This window comes from Erwinia sp. 9145 (assembly GCF_000745075.1).
Lineage (GTDB): Bacteria > Pseudomonadota > Gammaproteobacteria > Enterobacterales > Enterobacteriaceae > Erwinia > Erwinia oleae.
In genome coordinates this window covers 2,972,636-2,990,893 of the sequence record NZ_JQNE01000001.1, presented here as the reverse complement: position 1 = coordinate 2,990,893, position 18,258 = coordinate 2,972,636, and the positions used below count along the sequence as shown (strand labels likewise).

The window sequence follows — 18,258 nt, the reverse complement described above, 5'->3', positions numbered from 1 at the left end:
ATCTGTTTTCAACCAATAGCGCGTAAAGTTTCTCTTCATCAGCCGGTTTATTGATGACACCGTCCGCCTGATTCGCTAAAGTTTTTCACCATTGTCATCATTTGGCTTTTTTTTGTACATACCACAGCAGACTGGGACAGTATGACCGATTTATCTTCTCCGGGCAGACGGCGATGGCTAAAGAGCGCGGGCGCTGTGCTGTTGCTCAGCGTCAGTAAAGTTGGCCTGGCTGCGCAAAATATTGTTGCGATACGCATCTGGCCCTCATCGACCTACTCGCGACTTACCCTCGAATCCGGCACATCACTCCGTTATAAGCAGTTTGCATTAAGCAATCCTCAGCGGATCGTGGTGGATATTAAAAACATAAACCTTAATCATGTGCTCAGGAACGTGGGCAACCTGGTGCGCAGCGACGATCCCTATATAAAGAACGCGCGCGTCGGACAGTTCGATCGCGATACGGTACGGCTGGTGATTGAGCTGAAGCAAAACGTCACGCCAAAAGTCTTTACGCTTGAACCCGTGGCCGGGATCCGTCATCGCCTGGTGCTGGATCTCTATCCGGCCAGCAACCGCAGCAGCAATCATCAGGACGATCCGCTGCTGGCGCTGTTGGAGGAGTATAACAAGGGCGATCTGGAGAGCAGCCAGCCAGCGGAGGCGGCGCTGCCAGGCAAGGCCGGACGGGACAGACCAATTGTGATCATGCTCGATCCCGGTCACGGCGGCGAGGACTCTGGCGCCGTGGGTAAAAACAAGACGCGAGAAAAGGACATCGTGCTGAAAATTGCCCGCCGTCTGAAAACGTTGATTGATAAAGAGCCCAATATGCGCGCCTGGATGACGCGCAACGAAGACGTGTTTATTCCTTTAAAAGTGCGGGTGGCGAAAGCGCGTAAGCAGCGCGCAGATCTGTTTGTTTCCATTCACGCCGACGCCTTTACCAGCCGCGCCGCGCGTGGTTCGTCCGTTTTCGCACTGTCGACCAGCGGCGCAACCAGCACCGCCGCGCGCTATCTGGCGCAGACGCAAAACGAATCTGACCTGATCGGCGGCGTCAGCCGCAGCGGCGATCGCTACCTCGATCACACCATGTTCGATATGGTGCAGAGCCTGACCATTAACGACAGCCTGAAATTTGGCCGGGAAGTGCTCTCAAGGCTGGGCAAGGTAAATCATCTGCATAAAAAAACGATCGATCAGGCCGGTTTTGCCGTGTTGAAGGCGCCGGATATCCCGTCGATTCTGGTGGAAACGGCGTTTATCAGTAATCTGGATGAGGAGCGCAAGTTGCGTACCACGCGCTTTCAGCATCAGGTGGCGGATTCCATTCTGGCAGGTATTAAAGCCTATTTCGCCAACGGCGCGCCGCTGGCGCCGCGAAAATAGCAGAAGCGTTGTCACAGGGAGGTGGCAATCGGGGAAATTCAGAAACAAAAAAACACCCGTTAAGGTGTTTAAGTGGTTGCGGGAGCCGGATTTGAACCGACGACCTTCGGGTTATGAGCCCGACGAGCTACCAGGCTGCTCCATCCCGCGTCCGTCTACTACGGGTTGCCGCTTCCATCACGACAACGATTTCTACTGCTTCTCTCAACGAGAGATTGGTTGCGGGAGCCGGATTTGAACCGACGACCTTCGGGTTATGAGCCCGACGAGCTACCAGGCTGCTCCATCCCGCGTCCGTGGATGCGCACTATACGCTGCCTCGTTTTTGATGCAACCCCCTTTTGCAATAAAGTGGATAAAATAGCGCTAATTGCCTAATTTCTCCGCATGTTGCCGCATTGTTATCCTTGTTTGGACAACATTTCAGCGAGCACGTTTAATTCTGTCAGACGCTTTGCTATCTTCGGTCGCGAATGGCGTAAAAAGGTAAAAAGAAGAATGAAAGGAAATTGGGCAAAGTATGCGGTCACCGGCCTGGTAATCGCCGTGCTGGCCGGGTGTTCATCAAAACCGACCGATCGTGGGCAGCAATATAAAGACGGCAAGCTGGAAGCGCCGCTGGGCCTGGTGAACCAGCCTAATGCGAAAGGCCGACCGGTAAACGGAAAAGATTTTGTCGATCAGCTGATGGAGGTGCGATATGCCTCCTCCGCGCTCTATTCACGTCATACCAGCACCTACAACGCGCTGCAAAGCTGGCTGATGGCCGGCGGCGACACGCGACAGCTTCGCCAGTTTGGTTTGAATGCTTACCAGATGGAAGGTACGGATAACTATGGCAACGTGCAGTTTACCGGCTACTACACGCCGGTTATTCAGGCGCGCTACACCCGTCAGGGCGAGTTCCAGTATCCGCTTTATCGTATGCCGCCGCGCAGCCGTGGCGGACGCCTGCCCAGCCGCGCAGAGATTTACAGCGGCGCGCTGAGCGAACGTTACGTCATCGGCTACAGCAATTCGCTGATGGACAACTTTATTATGGACGTGCAGGGCAGCGGCTACGTTGACTACGGTGATGGTCGTCCGCTGATGTTCTTCGGCTACGGCGGCAAAAACGGCCATGCTTATCGCAGCATCGGCAAAGTATTGATCGACCGGGGCGAAGTGAAGCGGGAAGATATGTCGATGCAGGCTATCCGCAAATGGGGCGAGGAGCACAGCCCGGCCGAAGTGCGCGAACTGCTGGAACAGAATCCGTCCTTTGTTTTCTTCAAGCCAGAGGATTTCGCGCCGGTGCGCGGTGCCAGCGCCGTTCCGCTGATCGCCAAAGCTTCTGTTGCATCCGATCGCGCGCTCATCCCGCCGGGTACGGCGCTGCTGGCGGAAGTTCCGCTGCTGGACAACAACGGTAAATTTACCGGAAAATATGAGATGCGCATGATGGTGTCCCTCGACGTGGGCGGCGCCATTAAAGGACAGCACTTCGATATTTATCAGGGCATCGGCGATCAGGCCGGGCATATGGCCGGCTGGTTTAACCATTATGGCCGCGTCTGGGTGCTGAACGCCGCGCCCGGCGCCGGAACGCCGCTGTTCTCGACCGCGCAAAACAGTTCGCCGTTCAGCCAGTAGCCCTTTGCGGGCTGCAAGCGCGGCCCGCACTATTTCTGAGGTAAAAATGACTTCTCTTTCTGACGCCTGGCTTCAGCGCTTTGGTGGTACGGCACGGCTGTACGGGCAGGACGCGCTGCGCCTGTTCGCCGATGCGCATATCTGTGTTGTCGGCATCGGCGGCGTGGGCTCCTGGGCCGCCGAAGCGCTGGCACGCACCGGCATCGGCGCCATCACGCTGATTGATATGGATGATGTCTGCATCACCAACACCAACCGCCAAATCCATGCCATGAAAGAGACGGTGGGACAGGCGAAAACGGAGATCATGGCGGCGCGGATTCTGGCAATCAATCCCGAATGTCGCGTAACCTGCGTCGATGATTTTATCACTGCCGATAACGTGGCCGGGCTGATCACAAAAGATTTCACCTGGGTGATCGACGCCATTGATAGCGTGCGGCCAAAGGCGGCGCTGCTGGCCTGGTGCCGGCGCAATAAGATCCCGCTGGTGACCACCGGCGGCGCGGGCGGGCAGATCGATCCCACGCAGATCATGGTCGCTGACCTGGCGAAAACCATTCAGGACCCGCTGGCGGCGAAACTGCGCGAGCGGTTGAAGCACGATTTTGCCATCGTGAAGAATAGTAAAGGTAAGTTGGGTATCGACTGCGTGTTCTCTACCGAAGCGCTGGTTTATCCGCAGCCGGACGGTTCGGTGTGCGCCTCGCGCAGCACGGCGGAAGGGCCGAAGAGGATGGACTGCGCCTCTGGCTTCGGTGCGGCGACGATGGTGACGGCAACCTTTGGTTTTGTCGCCGTCTCTCACGTCCTGAAAAAAATGCTGGCGAAAGCCGCGCGATCATGAATTCGCTGCGCGGGTAACGGCGGCGGCCAGCGCGTTCAGTCCGGCGCTGCGCGAAGCGCTGAGCTGATTGCGTAATCCCAGCGCTTCAAATAACGCCAGCGGATCGCTGTTCTTCAATGTTTCCGCGTGCTGGCCCTCTACGGCGGTGAGCAGCACCGCCAGCAACCCGCGAACGATACGGCCTTCGCTGTCGCCATAGAAATGCAGCCTGCCGTCCGCCAGCGTCTGATGCCCCAGCCAGACGCGATTTTCACAGCCGCTTAGCTCAATCTCAGCCACCTTCAGCGCTTCCGGCAGCGGCGGCAATTGCTTACCCAACAGAATAAGCTGACGATAGCGCTCTTCCCACTGCGTAAAGGCGGAAAATTTCAGCTTCAGGCTATCGATGGTAATCAGGTCGCCAAAGGGATGCGGGGCGAGCAGTTCGTTACTCATCATGACTCTCCCAGAAGATCAACGGCGGTGGCCAGGCCGCTGACCAGCGCCTCGACGTCCGCGTGCGTATTATATGGGGCAAAGGAGGCGCGTAGCGTGCCGCTGACGCCCAGCGCCTGGATCAGCGGCTGCGCACAGTGCTGCCCCGCACGCAAACAAATGCCGCTTTCCGCCAGTAGCGTGACCACATCGCTGTGATGCAGACCTTTAATATCGAAGGAGAGCAGGCTGGCGCCGCTGGTGCGAAAGCTGCGGAAACCAGGCAGGGCGGCGAGGCGTTCTTCAGCCCGGTCGGTCAGTTCGCGGCTCCAGCTCTCTGCCGCCGTCATATCGCACGTTTCAAGCCAGGAGAGCGCGGCGCTCAGGCCGATTACGCCCGCCACGTTTGGCGTGCCCGCTTCAAAGCGCCATGGAACCGGCTGCGGCGTAAAGCCGTCAAAGCTCACGACGCTCAGCATCTTGCCGCCGCCCTGCCAGGGCTGCATCTCTTCCAGCAGCGCCGTTTTGCCATACAGCACGCCAGTTCCCATCGGGCCATAGAGCTTATGGGCGGAAAAAGCGTAAAAGTCGATATCCAGCGCCGTCACATCCGGCGGCGCGTGAACCACGCCCTGCGCGCCGTCGATCATCACCTTTGCGCCAGCCTGATGCGCCAGCGAAATGGCGCGCGCAATATCCGGACAACCGCCGGTAACGTTCGACATCTGCCCCAGCGCCAGCACTTTTGTTCGCACTGAGAGCAGCGCCGGGAGCTGGTTGATATCAGGAAGGCGATCGTCGCCAAGCGGCCACTTTATTACCTTCGCGCCGGTCTGCGCCGCAACCATCAGCCAGGGCACCAGGTTTGCGTGGTGCTCGGCCTCGCTGACCACAATCTCATCGCCCGGCCGTAAGCGGGGACGAAAGTAGCCCTGCGCCACCAGATTGATGGCTTCGGTGGTGCCTTTAGTCCAGACAATATTTTTTGCGTCAGGCGCGTTCAACAGACCAGCGACCTGGCTTCTGGCGTGCTCGTAGCGTTCCGTCAGCGCCTGCGCTTCAGCGAACTGACTGCGGTGCACCGTACCGGCGCTGAGACTGTAAAACTGGCGCGTTGCGTCAATCACCGCCAGCGGCTTCAGCGTGGTGGCGGCGCTGTCGAGGTAAACGCCTGCATCGTTCAGCGCGGGGAACTGCTGACGAAAGTCGGTGACGTTAAATAGAGTCATTTTCTTCTCTGCATCATTAATGAATAAGTGCGGTATTGTTCAGGACCAGACTGAATTACAGGCCATTTTCTGGCAATGTTGCCAAAGCGCGTTATGCTGGATTATGCAAGGTTTAGACTATTACCCGCAAATAAGAGACCTTCCGGCTGGCTGTGTTTTACTTTCAGGCTACGCTCTTAGGGTGGTTTATCGCACTTCTATCTGCAAGGAGATATAAAGATGAAAAAATTAGCTGCTATTATGGCCGCCTGCGCCATGACCTTTACCCTGGCTGCGTGTTCCAGCAACTATGTTATGCATACCAATGATGGTCGCACTATCGTTGCCGACGGCAAACCTGTCGTTGATGATGATACCGGTATGATTAGCTATAAGGATGCCAATGGTAACAAACAGCAAATTAACCGCTCTGATGTTAAAGAGATGGTAGAGATGGGCCAGTAAGTTCCAGATAAAAAAAAGCACCGCAATTTGCGGTGCTGTTAAATCGTTTTGGACAGACAGGTAAATCTTACGTTAAAAGGTAGCGACGCTACCGGATCTGAAAATCGTCAGATCAATTGCAAACACAACATCACGACCACAAGCCAAAAACCGCTAAAATCTGCGTAACAACTCAAACTTTAAACCGTTTTTCGTTCCGGCTCTGGAAGTGCGGCAACTATAGGTATTTGCTGGCGCATCCTCAACGGACAATTTATAATGCTTCGGATAAAAAAAACTAATACGTAATGTGCCACAAGGCGCCTTGCGTCTGACTCGCTGACTCACGTATCCGGTAAACATGTCCAAACGTCTTCCTCCACTCAATGCGCTACGCGTTTTCGATGCTGCCGCGCGTCATCTCAGCTTTACCAAAGCCGCTGAGGAGCTGTTCGTGACCCAGGCCGCGGTCAGTCATCAGATTAAATCGCTGGAAGATTTCCTTGGCCTGAAGCTGTTCCGACGCCGTAATCGCTCACTGCTGCTCACGGAAGAGGGGCAAAGTTACTCTCTCGATATCAAAGACATTTTTACCGCGCTCAATGACGCCACGCGCAGGCTTCAGGCACGCAGCGCCAAGGGCGCGCTGACCGTCAGCCTGCTGCCGAGCTTTGCGATCCAGTGGCTGGTGCCTCGCCTTTCCAGCTTTAATACAGCTTATCCGGGGATCGACGTACGCATTCAGGCCGTTGACCGCGATGAAGAGAAACTGGCCGACGATGTCGATGTGGCGATTTTTTACGGGCGCGGCAACTGGCCTGGCCTTCGGGTGGAAAAACTCTATGCCGAGTATCTCTTGCCCGTCTGCTCGCCGCTGCTGCTGACCGGCGATCGCCCACTAAAAACGCCGGCAGATCTGGCTAACCACACGCTGTTGCATGACGCGTCACGGCGCGACTGGCAGTCCTATACCCGCCAGCTGGGCGTGGCGCATATTAACGTTCAGCAGGGGCCGATTTTCAGCCACAGCGCGATGGTGTTGCAGGCGGCGATCCACGGTCAGGGCATTGCATTAGCCAATAACGTGATGGCGCAAACGGAGATCGAAGCGGGGCGTCTGGTCTGCCCGTTTAACGACGTTTTAGTCAGTAAACATGCTTTTTATCTGGTTTGTCATGACAGCCAGGCAGAACTGGGTAAAATAGCCGCCTTCCGGCAGTGGATTCTGGCAAAAGCGGCCAGCGAGCAGGAAAAGTTTCGCTTTCGTTATGAAAGCTGAGTAATGAATTTATTACGCGTGGCCGAGGCGGCGCGTACCACCATAGAGGATGACGGTGATGTCGAGTCGTGCAATGCTGGTTTTTTCAGCGATTAGCGGGCTGGTGTTTGTCATGCTGGGCGCGTTTGGCGCTCATGTACTGAGTAAGTCTCTGGGGCCAACTGAGATGGCCTGGTTGAAAACCGGTCTGGACTATCAGGGCTTCCATACGCTGGCGATTATCGGGCTGGCTGCCGCCATGCTGCGGCGCGCCAATATCTGGTTTTACTGGAGCAGCGCGCTGCTTGCGCTGGGAACGGTGCTTTTTAGCGGCAGCCTTTATTGTCTGGCGCTGTCGCATCTTAAATTGTGGGTGTACGTAACACCCGTCGGCGGCACCTGTTTCCTGGTGGGCTGGCTGTTAATGTTAGTTGGCGCGCTGCGTCTGAAAAAGAAGGCAGAACGTCATGAATAAGGTTTTACTCTATTGCCGCCAGGGTTTTGAGAAAGAGTGCGCGGCGGAAATTACCGCCCGTGCCGCCGCTCTGGAAATCTTCGGTTTTACGCGTGTTAAAGACGATTCCGGCTATGTGCTTTTTGAGTGTTATCAGCCCGGCGAGGCGGAAAAGCTGATTGCCACGCTGCCGTTCAGCCAGCTTATTTTTTCTCGTCAGATGCTGGTGGTGGGCGAACTGCTGCGCGATCTTCCTTCTGAGGATCGCATTACGCCGGTGGTGGCGATGCTTACCGGGGCGGTAGAGAAGGGCGGTGAACTGCGCGTTGAGGTGCCGGACACCAATGAAAGTAAAGAGCTGCTGAAGTTCTGCCGTAAATTCACCGTTCCGCTGCGGGCCAGCTTGCGTTCGACGGGTATTCTGCTCAACTATGAGAGCAATAAGCGCCCGGTGGTGCATGTCTTTTTCATCGCTCCCGGCCACTGCTATGTGGGCTACTCGCTGCCGCAAAACAATTCGCCATTCTTTATGGGCATACCGCGATTAAAATTCCCGGCCGATGCGCCAAGCCGATCCACGCTGAAGCTGGAAGAAGCCTTTCACGTTTTTGTGCCTGCCGATGAGTGGGAAGAGCGCCTCGGCAGCGGTCTGTATGCGGTGGATCTGGGTGCCTGCCCCGGCGGCTGGACCTATCAGTTAGTGAAGCGCAGCATGATGGTTCACGCGGTGGATAACGGCCCGATGGCGCCGAGCCTGATGGATACCGGGCAGGTTTTCCATCACCGTGAAGATGGTTTCAGATACCGTCCGACGCGCAGCAACATCTACTGGCTGGTGTGCGATATGGTGGAAAAACCGGTTCGCGTGGCTAATCTGATGGCGGACTGGCTGGTAAACGGCTGGTGCCGCGAAACCATTTTCAATCTCAAGCTGCCGATGAAAAAGCGCTATGAAGAGGTTTCACAGAACCTGGCGATGATCGACGAGAAGCTGAAAGCCAACGGCATCAACGCGCAGATCCAGGCGCGGCAGCTCTATCACGATCGTGAAGAGGTGACGGTGCATATCCGCCGCATCTGGAGCGCCTCGCCGGGTCGTCGCGACTAGTCCGGTAAACCCGTTCGATCGGCGGGCGGGGGCGGCAATCTTAAATCCTTCAGGTTTCCTTCCAGCGCCAGGTCGGTTTTTAGGGTGGCGACCTGCCGACAGATCTGCGCCGCATCGCGATGCTGCTCCAGCTTCTTACGCCATTTCTCTGGTACGGACTGGATATTTTTGTAAATACCCTCAATCGACTCAAAGGATTGCAGCAGCTCCGCAGCACTTTTTGCGCCGATGCCCGGCACGCCGGGAACTTTACTGCTGCTGATGCCCGCCAGTCCCCAAAAGTCCGGCAGCTGTGCGGGCGTCACGCCAAATTCGCTGGCGATAAAAGGCACGTCCAGCCAGCGTTTCTGAAAGTAGTCGCGGATCAGAATTTGCGGCGCCAGAAGCTGACAATATCCCTTATCCGTAGAAACGATAGTGGCCTGATGACCGCTCTCCGCCACCTTCGTCGCCAGCGTAGCGGCTAAATCGTCCGCTTCTTCGCCGGCATTGTGCCAGCAGCGCACGCCCGCGCTTTCAAACGCAGTGCGCAGCGCGGGCATCTCCTGTTGCAGCGAATCGGGCATTGGCGTTCGCCCGGCCTTGTAGTCAGGCAGCAGCCGATGCCGCCAGCCTTCGCGACGTTCCTCGTCGTCAAATACCGCCACAGCGTGGGTGGGCTGGCTGTGCATCAGCAACTGCTGTAGCGCATGCACGCATGCCTGTTGGCAGGGCGATCCCTGAACCGCATGAATGCGGCGAATAAGATTAAGAGCATCAACAATCAGCAGGTGAAGAGTCATAAGCAGCGTCTGATAAGGAGCGGCTGGCCGCTCCGTTAGGGTTACTTGATGATTTTGTAGCAGGGAATATACGCGGTGCCCGGCAGCTTCATACGATGCTGAGCGACAAATCCCTGTAGCAAATCGTCCATGCGGCGCATCATGTCAGAGTCGCCGTGCAGCTGGTAAGGGCCTTTTTCTTTGATGGCTTTGATACCGACATCCTTCACGTTTCCGGCCACGATGCCTGAAAAAGCCCTGCGCAGCGAGGCGGCAAGCCGTTCCGCTGGCTGGTTTGGATAAAGGTTCAGGTCAGCCATATTTTCATGCGTTGGCACAAATGGCATCTGGAGATCGGGCGAAATACGTATAGACCAGTTGAAGCTGTAGGCGTCCTCGGTTTGCCGCCGATGCTCTTTTACGCGCGGCATCGCGTCTTTCATCAGCCGCGCCACTTCTGCCGCGTCGTCAATGATGATGGTGTAATGCTTGCGCGCCGCTTCGCCCAGCGTACTCACAATAAACTCGTCCATCACGCGGAAGTAGTCAGCGCTCTCTTTCGGGCCGGTAAGGATCAGCGGCAGCACCTGATTCTTATTGTGTGGATTCATCAGAATGCCGAGCAGGTAGAGCAGTTCCTCCGCCGTGCCGACGCCGCCAGGGAAAATGAGAATGCCGTGAGCGATGCGCACAAAGGCTTCCAGTCGCTTTTCAATATCCGGCATGATAATCAGCTCATTCACCAGCGGATTCGGCGGTTCTGCCGCGATGATTGATGGCTCGGTCAGACCGATAAAGCGGCCTTCTTTATAGCGCTGCTGCGCATGACCTACGGCGGCGCCTTTCATGGGGGCTTCCATCACGCCCGGCCCGCAGCCGGTGCAGATATTCAGCTCGCGCAGGCCAAGCTGCGAACCCACGTTACGACAGTACTGATACTCCACGGGGTTGATGGAGTGACCGCCCCAGCACACCACGGTGTTGGGCTCTTCACCAACGTGAAGCGCGCGCGCGTTACGTAAAATGGAAAATACCTGATTGGTGATATGCACTGAATCATCGCTGCTCAGGTGCGTCGCCTGGCTGGCGCCGTTCAGCTTTCCATTCACGAACAGAATATCGCGCAGCACTGCGAACAGGTTCGCCTGAAGCGAGCGGATAATGCGCCCGTCAACGAATGCCTCTTCCGGTGGATTGATCAGCTCAAGCTTAACGCCGCGCTCGCGGCGCAGCACGTTGATGTCAAAATTTTTGTAGCGCGCAAGCAGCTCGTGGCTGCTGTCGGTCTGGCTGCCGGAGTTGAGTACGGCAAGAGAACAGTTACGGAAAAGCTGGTACAGATCGCTGCTGGCCGTTTGCTTAAGCATGTCCACTTCAAGCTGCGAAAGCAGATCCATTGAGCCCAGCGGGCTGATATGTGTAATCAAATCTACTCCTTTACGCCCCTCCGGGCGGCGCTTCACGGCTGGCGGATGCAAAAGCCGTGAAGAGAAAATGTCCCTGAGACGGGATAAACCGTCCTCAGAATAGTTGTGTTTAGCGAGATTAGATATCAGATGTGATAAACAATGCGTAGCGCTACGCAAAAACGCCCCGTTTACTGACGCGCCAGGCGCGAGCGCGCAGGGCTGAACTCGCCGTTGCTGCGCCAGGGGTTAATATCCAGGCCGCCGCGACGCGTGTAACGCGCATAAACGCTGAGGCTCTCCGGCTGGCAGAAACGCTGGATATCATTAAAAATCCGCTCCACGCACTGCTCATGAAACTCATTGTGATGCCGAAACGACACCAGATAGCGCAGCAGCGCTTCGCGATCGATACGCGGCCCGCTGTAGCTAATTTGCACCGAACCCCAGTCCGGCTGGTTGGTGATCAGGCAGTTGGATTTTAGCAGGTGGCTCACCAGTTGCTCTTCCACCTTTTCCGGGTGGGTGGCGTTAACCAGATAGTCGGTGGTGAAGTGATAGTTATCAATCGCGATATCCTGCGCGTCAATACAGTGACCGGCGAAATGGCCCACGGGCTGCCCCTCGATCGTCTGCAAAGAGAACAGCTCAACGTTAATGTCGCCCTGCGCACAAGCGCGGAGGTCACGCTCCAGCGTGGCGCGCACCTCGTCCCAATGGGCAAAACGAGTCTGGTTAAAGCTGTTAAGATAGAGCTTGAAGCTTTTTGATTCGATCAAATTCTGGCTGCTGGCATCCAGAGTCACTTCGCCCAGGGCGACCTGTGGCAGGCCGTTGGCATTCAGCCAGGAGAGTTCATACAGGGTCCAGATATCGGCGCCGTGGAACGGCAGGCTCTCCGGGAAAAGCCCAAGCGGCTCGCGATTCATGCTGCGCGGCACCGCCTGGAGTAAAGAGGGTTGGTAGGTATCGTGATATTCGGTGGGTTTTCCCAACGTCAGGCCGCTTAACGCCTGATGCGAATTCTGTGAAGACATCGTATTCTCTTATGGCCAGCCTGGGCCTGGCAAAAAAAAGGGCAGACCGGCGGTGCTGTCCCGGTCTGGCGTAAACCTAGTGTAACTCAGGCAGCAGAGAGTGAAAAAATAATGATTGATGAAACGGCTCAGGCCCTTAGCGATTTTACCCGCCGCTACTGTGATGCATGGCAGCATGAGCGCGCGCATCCGCCTGCCAGCAGCGAACTTTTTGGCGTGCCTTCGCCCTGTATTGAAAGCACCACGACCGATGAGATTTACTGGCTTCCGCAGCCTTTTACGCTGGCAAAAAATCTGGATGCGGTTGAGCGCGCGCTTGATATACGCCTTCAGCCTTCGGTTGTGGCCTGGTACACGACGCAGTTTGCCGGTGACATGCATGCTGAGCTGGCCGGAGAGAGAGTGACGCTGCTGCAAACCTGGAGCGAAGAGGACTTTGTCCGCGTGCAGGAAAATCTGATTGGGCACCTGCTGATGAAGCGCCGGCTCAAACACTCACCGACGCTTTTTATCGGCACGCTATCGTCTGAACTGGATGTTGTCTCAGTATGTAATCTGAGCGGCGAGGTGATTAAGGAAACGCTGGGAACCAACAGAAGAAGCGTTCTGGCGGCGACGACCGACGTTTTCCTGCATGAGCTCACGCCATCAGCGGGCGACGTAAGATTTTAACCTGCGCTTTTTGTGAGACATCTCTTACATAGACTGTAAGAGATCGCTTTTAAACGATCGGACATAGCGTAAGCCAAAATGATAAATGTGATATGAATCAAAAAATTATATTTCTGGCCAGTGCACTAAACCTGTGACTACGCATTTTACGTTGCCCGGCTATATTGTTTCGTTATGCGTTTCCGTCAAAATAGGCGACATCGGAAAGGATGCTGTGACTTATGGAATGAGTCAGGACACATCGGGAAGATGATTCAGGGACAGGCTTCAGGAAGAAGCAAGGATATCTCAGGAAGAGATCAGGGACACCTCCAGGATGGAGAATGAGAGTTGCCAGTATAGGCAGCGAGCCAGGACGCCAGGGACTTCGCCAGGATGGCGAAATTGTAAGGAAGACGCAAGGGACAAAGTTATCAAGGACGAGCAGGGAGCACTAACGTAGCCGGATAGCTGCAAACGAACCGGGAGCACTGTTTTCACAGTGCTCCCTTTTTTCGTGCATACTTTTCTCAGCGCCATCCGCGAATGTTATGCTTGTGACCGTTACTACACCTGAAACAGGAGACATCTGATGATCCGCACAGAAGAGGTACAGACGCGCTTACTGGCGATTGCAGAGGTGCTGCACGACACGGGCCTCTGGCAATCCTGCGCACCTGGCAGCACGGCCTTTGAAAGTCAGGAGCCTTTTTGCGTGGATACCATGATGCCAGAGCAGTGGCTGCAATGGGTTTTTCTGCCACGAATGCAGGCGCTGCTGGATGCGGGCTCGCCCCTGCCTGAAAAACTCGCCATCGCCCCCTACTATGAAATGGCGCTGGAAGGCGCCGTGCCCGGACGCGCAAAGCTGCTGCACGCGCTGAATCAACTCGACCAGCTCTTTGAGTCGAACGGCTGATGCTGGAAATCATTTATCAGGATCGCTGGCTGGTAGCGGTGAATAAGCCCTCTGGGTGGCTGGTGCATCGTAGCTGGCTGGATCGCCACGAAAAAGTCTTTGTAATGCAGACGGTACGCGACCAGATAGGTCAACACGTTTTCACCGTTCACCGGCTCGATCGTCCCACCTCCGGCGTGCTGCTGATGGGCTTGTCGGGCGAAGTCGCGCGTCTGCTCTCCACGCAGTTTGAGCAGCATCAGCTGCAAAAAACCTATCACGCGGTGGTCAGAGGCTGGCTCAGCGGCGAGGAGCGGCTCTCATACGATCTGACCGAAGAGCTGGATAAAATCGCAGACAAATTCAGCCAGCCGGAAAAAGCACCGCAGCCAGCGGTCACGCGCTGGCGTTCGCTGGCGACGGCGGAGCTTCCCGTTGCGGTGAGCCGTTACGACACATCACGCTTTACGCTGATGGCGCTTGAGCCGGAAACGGGCCGCAAGCACCAGCTGCGCCGTCATATGTCGCATCTCCGCCACCCGATTATCGGCGACAGTGCGCACGGCGATCTGCGCCAGAACCGCAGCGCGGCGGCAAATTTTGGCATGGATCGACTGATGCTGCATGCCAGCGAGCTGCGGCTCAACCATCCGGTCACCGGCGAGCCGCTGGTCCTTCGCGCCGGAATGGACGCCGTATGGCAGAATGCGATCGCGCAGTTTGGCTGGCGGCACGTTCTCCCTGATGTTGCCGGGGTTGAGTTTGCGTCAGACAGCATTCAGGATAGTGCATCGGTAAACGCGTAGGTTGAAGAGGAAAGGTAATGGCTCAGGTAGGCATATTTGTTGGCACAATGTACGGCAACGCGCTGCTGGTTGCAGAAGAAGCGGAGCCGCTGCTGGCAGATCGGGGACATCAGGTAAAAATTTTTGAAGATCCAACGCTTGATGACTGGCAACGCTATGCCCAACACGTTGCGCTGGTGGTCACATCAACCACCGGGCAGGGCGAACTGCCGGACAGCATTGCGCCGCTGTTTCGCGATATTCATGACAAACTGGGTCATCAGCCGACGCTGCGCTACGGCGTCATCGCGCTTGGCGACAGCAGCTACGATCACTTTTGCGGCGGCGGTAAAAAATTCGATGCGCTGCTTCAGGAACACGGCGCCACGCGCCTGGGCGACGTATTAACGGTGGATGCGGCGGAAAACCCGGAGCCGGAAGAGGTCACCTCACCCTGGATAGAAGCGTGGGCGACGCTGTTAGAGTGAAACAGGCCGCCCCGAGGTTGTCGTCGGGGCGGCGGTTTATCAGGTGACGGGCGCCGGATTGAACACCGCCAGCGCGTTATGAATCCCCCAGCGATCGGACCAGGTCTCCTTACGGGCGCTGGCAATATCCAGAATCAGCTCAAACAACCGCCAGCCAACCTGCTCAATCGTCTCCTCGCCGGTGGCGATGGTGCCCGCATTGATATCCATCAGATCGTGCCAGCGATCGGCCAGCGCGCTGCGCGTCGCCATTTTAATTACCGGAATGGCCGCCAGGCCATAAGGCGTTCCGCGCCCGGTAGTGAATACCTGGAGCGTAATGCCAGAGGCCATCTGCTGCGTACCGCAGACAAAATCGCTGGCGGGGGTGGCGGCGTATATCAGCCCACGTTTTGTCGGGCGTTGACCGGGCGAAAGCACTTCCGCAATGGCGCTGCGGCCGGACTTGGCAATTGAACCCAGCGCTTTCTCCACCACGTTCGCCAGTCCGCCTTTCTTGTTTCCCGGCGACGGATTGGCGCTGCGGTCGGTTTTACCCATGTTCAGATAGTCGTCATACCAGGCCATCTCTTCCAGCAGCCGTTTGCCGGTTGCTTCGTCCACCACGCGCGGCGTCAGCAGGTGCACCGCATCGCGCACCTCCGTTACCTCTGAAAACATCACCGTGGCGCCGCAGCGCACCAGCAGATCCGAGGCGAAGCCAACGGCAGGATTGGCGGTCACGCCGGAGAATGCGTCGCTGCCGCCGCACTGCATACCGACAACGAGTTCCGAGGCGGGCACCGTTTCGCGTTTACGCTGATTAAGACGCTGAAGATGACGTTCGGCGACCTGAAGAATATCGACGATCATCGACTCAAAACCGACGTGTTTTTCATCCTGAAGACGCACGATATCGCTGTCGTCCAGCGAAATAGCCTGCACGTCAGGCGTGCCTTCCAGCAGCCGTTCCGGCTGGAGTTTTTCACAGCCCAAACCGACCACCATCACTTCACCGCCAAAATTGGGGTTCAGCGCAAGATTATGAATGGTGCGGATAGGCACCACGGCGGCAGGCGCGTTGATCGCCACGCCACAGCCGTAGAGATGGTTCAGCGCCACTACGCCGTCCACGTTGGGATAGTTGGGCAGCAGTTGGCGTTCAATGATTTTCACCACGTGATCGACCACGCCCGCCACACAGTGCACGCTGGTGGTGATCGCCAGCAGATTTCGCGTGCCGACGCTGCCGTCGGCGTTGCGATAGCCCTCAAAGGTATAGCCTTTCAGCGGCTCAAGCGCGGGCGGAACGGCAGTTGCCAGCGGCAGGCTGGCCAAATCGGGCGCTTCCGGCAAAATAACCAGAGATTCGTCAATCCAGCAACCACGCGCAATATCGCGCAGCGCGTAACCAATAACTTCGCCGTAGCGAATAATATCGGCGCCTTTAGCTATATCAGATAAGGCAACTTTGTGCCCCTGGGGAATATGCTCTTTTAATACCAGACCACATGAAAATGCTGTGCCCGCCGTCAGCCCATTATTATTTACGACAATGGCGACGTTATCGTTTTCATGCACCTTTATATACAGAGGTGAATCGTTTCCGGGAGTGTTCATTGCTCACTATGTCCTGACTGAATGATAGAAAGGGACGTTTTTCTGAATAACGAAAGCATTTTAATTATTGTGATGTAATGACGTGTTCTGCTGGGATCAGTATAGAAGGCGGCAGGGGCAAACACATTATGCAATTGTCTGATATCAACTGGCTGATAAAGTATCTTTTGTGGCATACGACCAGTTATTAGTGAGAGTGCTCACAAAGAAGAGGGATAAGCGAAAAGAGTGTGACCCTTGCCACAGAACACTGGCGAAGCGTGAGCCAGTACGCAATGTCATGTGCATATGCCATAAAATTGCGGCTAAGTGAGCGGATATATAGGGCTATTTTCCGATGCCATTGCATGCGACGGTTTTTATACTTTTTAACGAACGGAACGATAAGTTATTCCACGTGGCGTAACGACTATTCTGCAAAATAATCGCTGTGTTTAACCCTATGTCATTCTGATACCCAACGCGATGTGTATGCAGTTCAGAGTGAAAATAGCTGACCGCTATATTTCAGGAGTGCATCATGAATTCAACCAGCAGTGCCGCGAGCGCCGTGCAAAAAAAAACTAATGCTCGCTACTGGATAGTGGTGATGTTATTTATCGTCACCTCTTTCAACTACGGCGATCGCGCGACTATCGCTATCGCCGGCTCCGCGATGTCCAAAGAGATAGGTCTTGACCCGGTAGGGCTTGGCTATATCTTTTCTGCATTCTCATGGGCCTACGTGATAGGGCAGATCCCCGGAGGCTGGCTGCTCGACCGCTTCGGCTCCAAACGCGTCTATTTCTGGAGCATCTTCCTCTGGTCGCTGTTTACGCTGTTACAGGGATTTGTCGACCTTTTCGAAGGTTTCACCATCGTTGCCGTGCTGTTTATGCTGCGATTCCTCGTCGGCCTGGCCGAAGCGCCTTCCTTCCCCGGTAACAGCCGCATTGTTGCCGCCTGGTTTCCGGCGCAGGAGCGCGGCACCGCCGTGGCAATCTTCAACTCCGCACAATACTTCGCCACGGTTATTTTCGCGCCCATCATGGGCTGGCTGACCTCCGCCGTGGGCTGGGCGCACGTCTTCTGGTTCATGGGCGGCCTGGGCATCATCATCAGTTTTATCTGGCTGAAGGCCATTCACGATCCAAACGACCATCCCGGTGTCAATCAGGCCGAGCTGGAGTACATGGAGCAGGGCGGCGCCCTGATCAATATGGATCAGCGCAAGGCGGAAGAGCGCAAAACAGGCTGGGGCGAAAGGATTCATCAGATCAAACAGCTGGTCAGTTCACGCATGATGCTGGGCATCTATTTGGGTCAGTACTGCATTAATGCGTTGACGTACTTCTTTATCACCTGGTTTCCGGTTTACCTGGTGCAGGCGCGCGGCATGTCGATCCTGAAAGCGGGATTTGTTGCGTCGATCCCGGCCGTCTGCGGTTTCCTCGGCGGTGTGTTGGGCGGCGTTATCTCCGACTGGCTGATGCGTAAAACCGGCTCGCTGAATATCGCCCGTAAAACGCCGATTGTGCTGGGTATGCTGCTCTCCATCTCCATGGTGGTATGTAACTACGTTGATACCGAATGGGTGGTGGTGTTCTTTATGGCGCTGGCCTTCTTCGGTAAGGGCATCGGCGCGCTGGGCTGGGCGGTGATGGCCGATACGGCGCCCAAAGAGATCAGCGGCCTCAGCGGCGGTCTGTTCAACATGTTTGGTAATGCTTCCGGCATCATCACGCCCATCGCTATCGGCTACATCATTGCGACAACAGGTTCTTATAACGGGGCGTTGATCTACGTGGGTATTCACGCGTTCGTTGCCGTACTGAGCTACCTGGTGCTGGTGCGTGACATCAAACGTATCGAACTGAAATCTCTGTAAGGACGAGTT

Annotated in this window: 18 protein-coding genes and 2 tRNA genes; 12 read left to right on the top strand and 8 right to left on the bottom strand. The window is 56.0% G+C overall.

Annotated features, from left to right (window positions below; translation table 11 throughout):
• The first annotated feature begins 141 nt into the window (after positions 1–141).
• Positions 142–1,392 carry an N-acetylmuramoyl-L-alanine amidase AmiC gene (amiC, locus tag FA91_RS14225; RefSeq protein WP_034916673.1) on the top strand — a complete coding sequence of 417 codons (1,251 nt, stop codon included), beginning with the start codon at positions 142–144 and terminating at the stop codon, positions 1,390–1,392.
• A gap of 73 nt (positions 1,393–1,465) precedes the next feature.
• On the opposite strand, the gene FA91_RS14220 is transcribed toward amiC, so the two are convergent.
• Both FA91_RS14220 and FA91_RS14215 read right to left on the bottom strand, forming a co-directional pair.
• A tRNA-Met gene (locus FA91_RS14220) sits at positions 1,466–1,542 on the bottom strand.
• A 66-nt stretch (positions 1,543–1,608) separates the two neighbouring features.
• Positions 1,609–1,685, bottom strand: a tRNA-Met gene (locus FA91_RS14215).
• Between the two features lie 205 nt (positions 1,686–1,890).
• Between FA91_RS14215 and mltA the strand changes: the two genes are divergently transcribed.
• Together mltA and tcdA are read left to right on the top strand one after the other, a co-directional pair.
• Entirely contained in the window at positions 1,891–3,024 is a 1,134-nt protein-coding gene (mltA, locus tag FA91_RS14210; protein WP_034916671.1) for a murein transglycosylase A, read from the top strand.
• Between the two features lie 46 nt (positions 3,025–3,070).
• Positions 3,071–3,871: a tRNA cyclic N6-threonylcarbamoyladenosine(37) synthase TcdA gene (gene tcdA, locus FA91_RS14205; protein WP_034916669.1), complete on the top strand. Its 801-nt coding sequence runs from the start codon at positions 3,071–3,073 to the stop codon at positions 3,869–3,871.
• On the opposite strand, the gene csdE is transcribed toward tcdA, so the two are convergent.
• Both csdE and csdA read right to left on the bottom strand, forming a co-directional pair.
• Positions 3,866–4,306 carry a cysteine desulfurase sulfur acceptor subunit CsdE gene (gene csdE, locus FA91_RS14200; protein WP_034919350.1) on the bottom strand — a complete coding sequence of 147 codons (441 nt, stop codon included), beginning with the start codon at positions 4,304–4,306 and terminating at the stop codon, positions 3,866–3,868. The genes tcdA and csdE overlap by 6 nt on opposite strands.
• On the bottom strand, positions 4,306–5,514 hold the full coding sequence (csdA, locus tag FA91_RS14195; protein WP_034916667.1) for a cysteine desulfurase CsdA: 1,209 nt from the start codon (positions 5,512–5,514) through the stop codon (positions 4,306–4,308). Before csdA ends, csdE begins: the two co-directional genes overlap by 1 nt.
• Before the next feature lie 219 nt (positions 5,515–5,733).
• Here csdA and FA91_RS14190 point away from each other — a divergent pair, with 219 nt between their 5' ends.
• The 4 genes from FA91_RS14190 (at position 5,734) to rlmM (ending at position 8,757) form a co-directional block, all read left to right on the top strand.
• The gene (locus FA91_RS14190; protein ID WP_034916665.1) at positions 5,734–5,958 is read left to right on the top strand and encodes a YgdI/YgdR family lipoprotein; all 225 of its coding nucleotides are present in this window, start codon (positions 5,734–5,736) and stop codon (positions 5,956–5,958) included.
• A gap of 340 nt (positions 5,959–6,298) precedes the next feature.
• Positions 6,299–7,216 carry a transcriptional regulator GcvA gene (locus tag FA91_RS14185; RefSeq protein WP_034916664.1) on the top strand — a complete coding sequence of 306 codons (918 nt, stop codon included), beginning with the start codon at positions 6,299–6,301 and terminating at the stop codon, positions 7,214–7,216.
• A 58-nt stretch (positions 7,217–7,274) separates the two neighbouring features.
• Complete coding sequence (locus FA91_RS14180; protein WP_034916662.1) at positions 7,275–7,670, top strand: DUF423 domain-containing protein; 396 nt, start codon at positions 7,275–7,277, stop codon at positions 7,668–7,670.
• Positions 7,663–8,757, top strand: coding sequence for a 23S rRNA (cytidine(2498)-2'-O)-methyltransferase RlmM (gene rlmM / locus FA91_RS14175; RefSeq protein WP_034916660.1), 1,095 nt, complete (start codon positions 7,663–7,665; stop codon positions 8,755–8,757). Before FA91_RS14180 ends, rlmM begins: the two co-directional genes overlap by 8 nt.
• Here rlmM and xni read toward each other — a convergent pair.
• The 3 genes from xni to queF form a co-directional block, all read right to left on the bottom strand.
• Positions 8,754–9,539: a flap endonuclease Xni gene (gene xni, locus FA91_RS14170; RefSeq protein ID WP_034916658.1), complete on the bottom strand. Its 786-nt coding sequence runs from the start codon at positions 9,537–9,539 to the stop codon at positions 8,754–8,756. The genes rlmM and xni overlap by 4 nt on opposite strands.
• 41 nt (positions 9,540–9,580) lie before the next feature.
• Positions 9,581–10,945: a nucleotide 5'-monophosphate nucleosidase PpnN gene (gene ppnN, locus FA91_RS14165; protein ID WP_034916656.1), complete on the bottom strand. Its 1,365-nt coding sequence runs from the start codon at positions 10,943–10,945 to the stop codon at positions 9,581–9,583.
• 170 nt (positions 10,946–11,115) lie between these two features.
• Complete coding sequence (queF, locus tag FA91_RS14160; protein WP_034916655.1) at positions 11,116–11,961, bottom strand: NADPH-dependent 7-cyano-7-deazaguanine reductase QueF; 846 nt, start codon at positions 11,959–11,961, stop codon at positions 11,116–11,118.
• A 111-nt stretch (positions 11,962–12,072) separates the two neighbouring features.
• On the opposite strand from queF, the gene syd reads away from it, so the two are divergent.
• The 4 genes from syd (at position 12,073) to FA91_RS14140 (ending at position 14,783) form a co-directional block, all read left to right on the top strand.
• Positions 12,073–12,633: a SecY-interacting protein gene (gene syd, locus FA91_RS14155; protein ID WP_034916653.1), complete on the top strand. Its 561-nt coding sequence runs from the start codon at positions 12,073–12,075 to the stop codon at positions 12,631–12,633.
• A 571-nt stretch (positions 12,634–13,204) separates the two neighbouring features.
• Positions 13,205–13,531 carry a YqcC family protein gene (locus FA91_RS14150; RefSeq protein WP_034916651.1) on the top strand — a complete coding sequence of 109 codons (327 nt, stop codon included), beginning with the start codon at positions 13,205–13,207 and terminating at the stop codon, positions 13,529–13,531.
• Positions 13,531–14,316, top strand: coding sequence for a tRNA pseudouridine(65) synthase TruC (gene truC / locus FA91_RS14145; protein WP_034916650.1), 786 nt, complete (start codon positions 13,531–13,533; stop codon positions 14,314–14,316). Before FA91_RS14150 ends, truC begins: the two co-directional genes overlap by 1 nt.
• Positions 14,317–14,333: 17 nt before the next feature.
• Positions 14,334–14,783 (top strand): flavodoxin, encoded by a 450-nt coding sequence (locus tag FA91_RS14140; RefSeq protein ID WP_034916648.1) that lies wholly within the window; start codon positions 14,334–14,336, stop codon positions 14,781–14,783.
• A 39-nt stretch (positions 14,784–14,822) separates the two neighbouring features.
• Here FA91_RS14140 and garD read toward each other — a convergent pair whose 3' ends face one another.
• Positions 14,823–16,382, bottom strand: coding sequence for a galactarate dehydratase (gene garD / locus FA91_RS14135; protein ID WP_034916647.1), 1,560 nt, complete (start codon positions 16,380–16,382; stop codon positions 14,823–14,825).
• A 520-nt stretch (positions 16,383–16,902) separates the two neighbouring features.
• Between garD and FA91_RS14130 the strand changes: the two genes are divergently transcribed.
• Positions 16,903–18,249, top strand: a complete 1,347-nt coding sequence (locus FA91_RS14130) for an MFS transporter (RefSeq protein ID WP_034916645.1) — start codon at positions 16,903–16,905, stop codon at positions 18,247–18,249.
• Positions 18,250–18,258 lie beyond the last annotated feature (9 nt).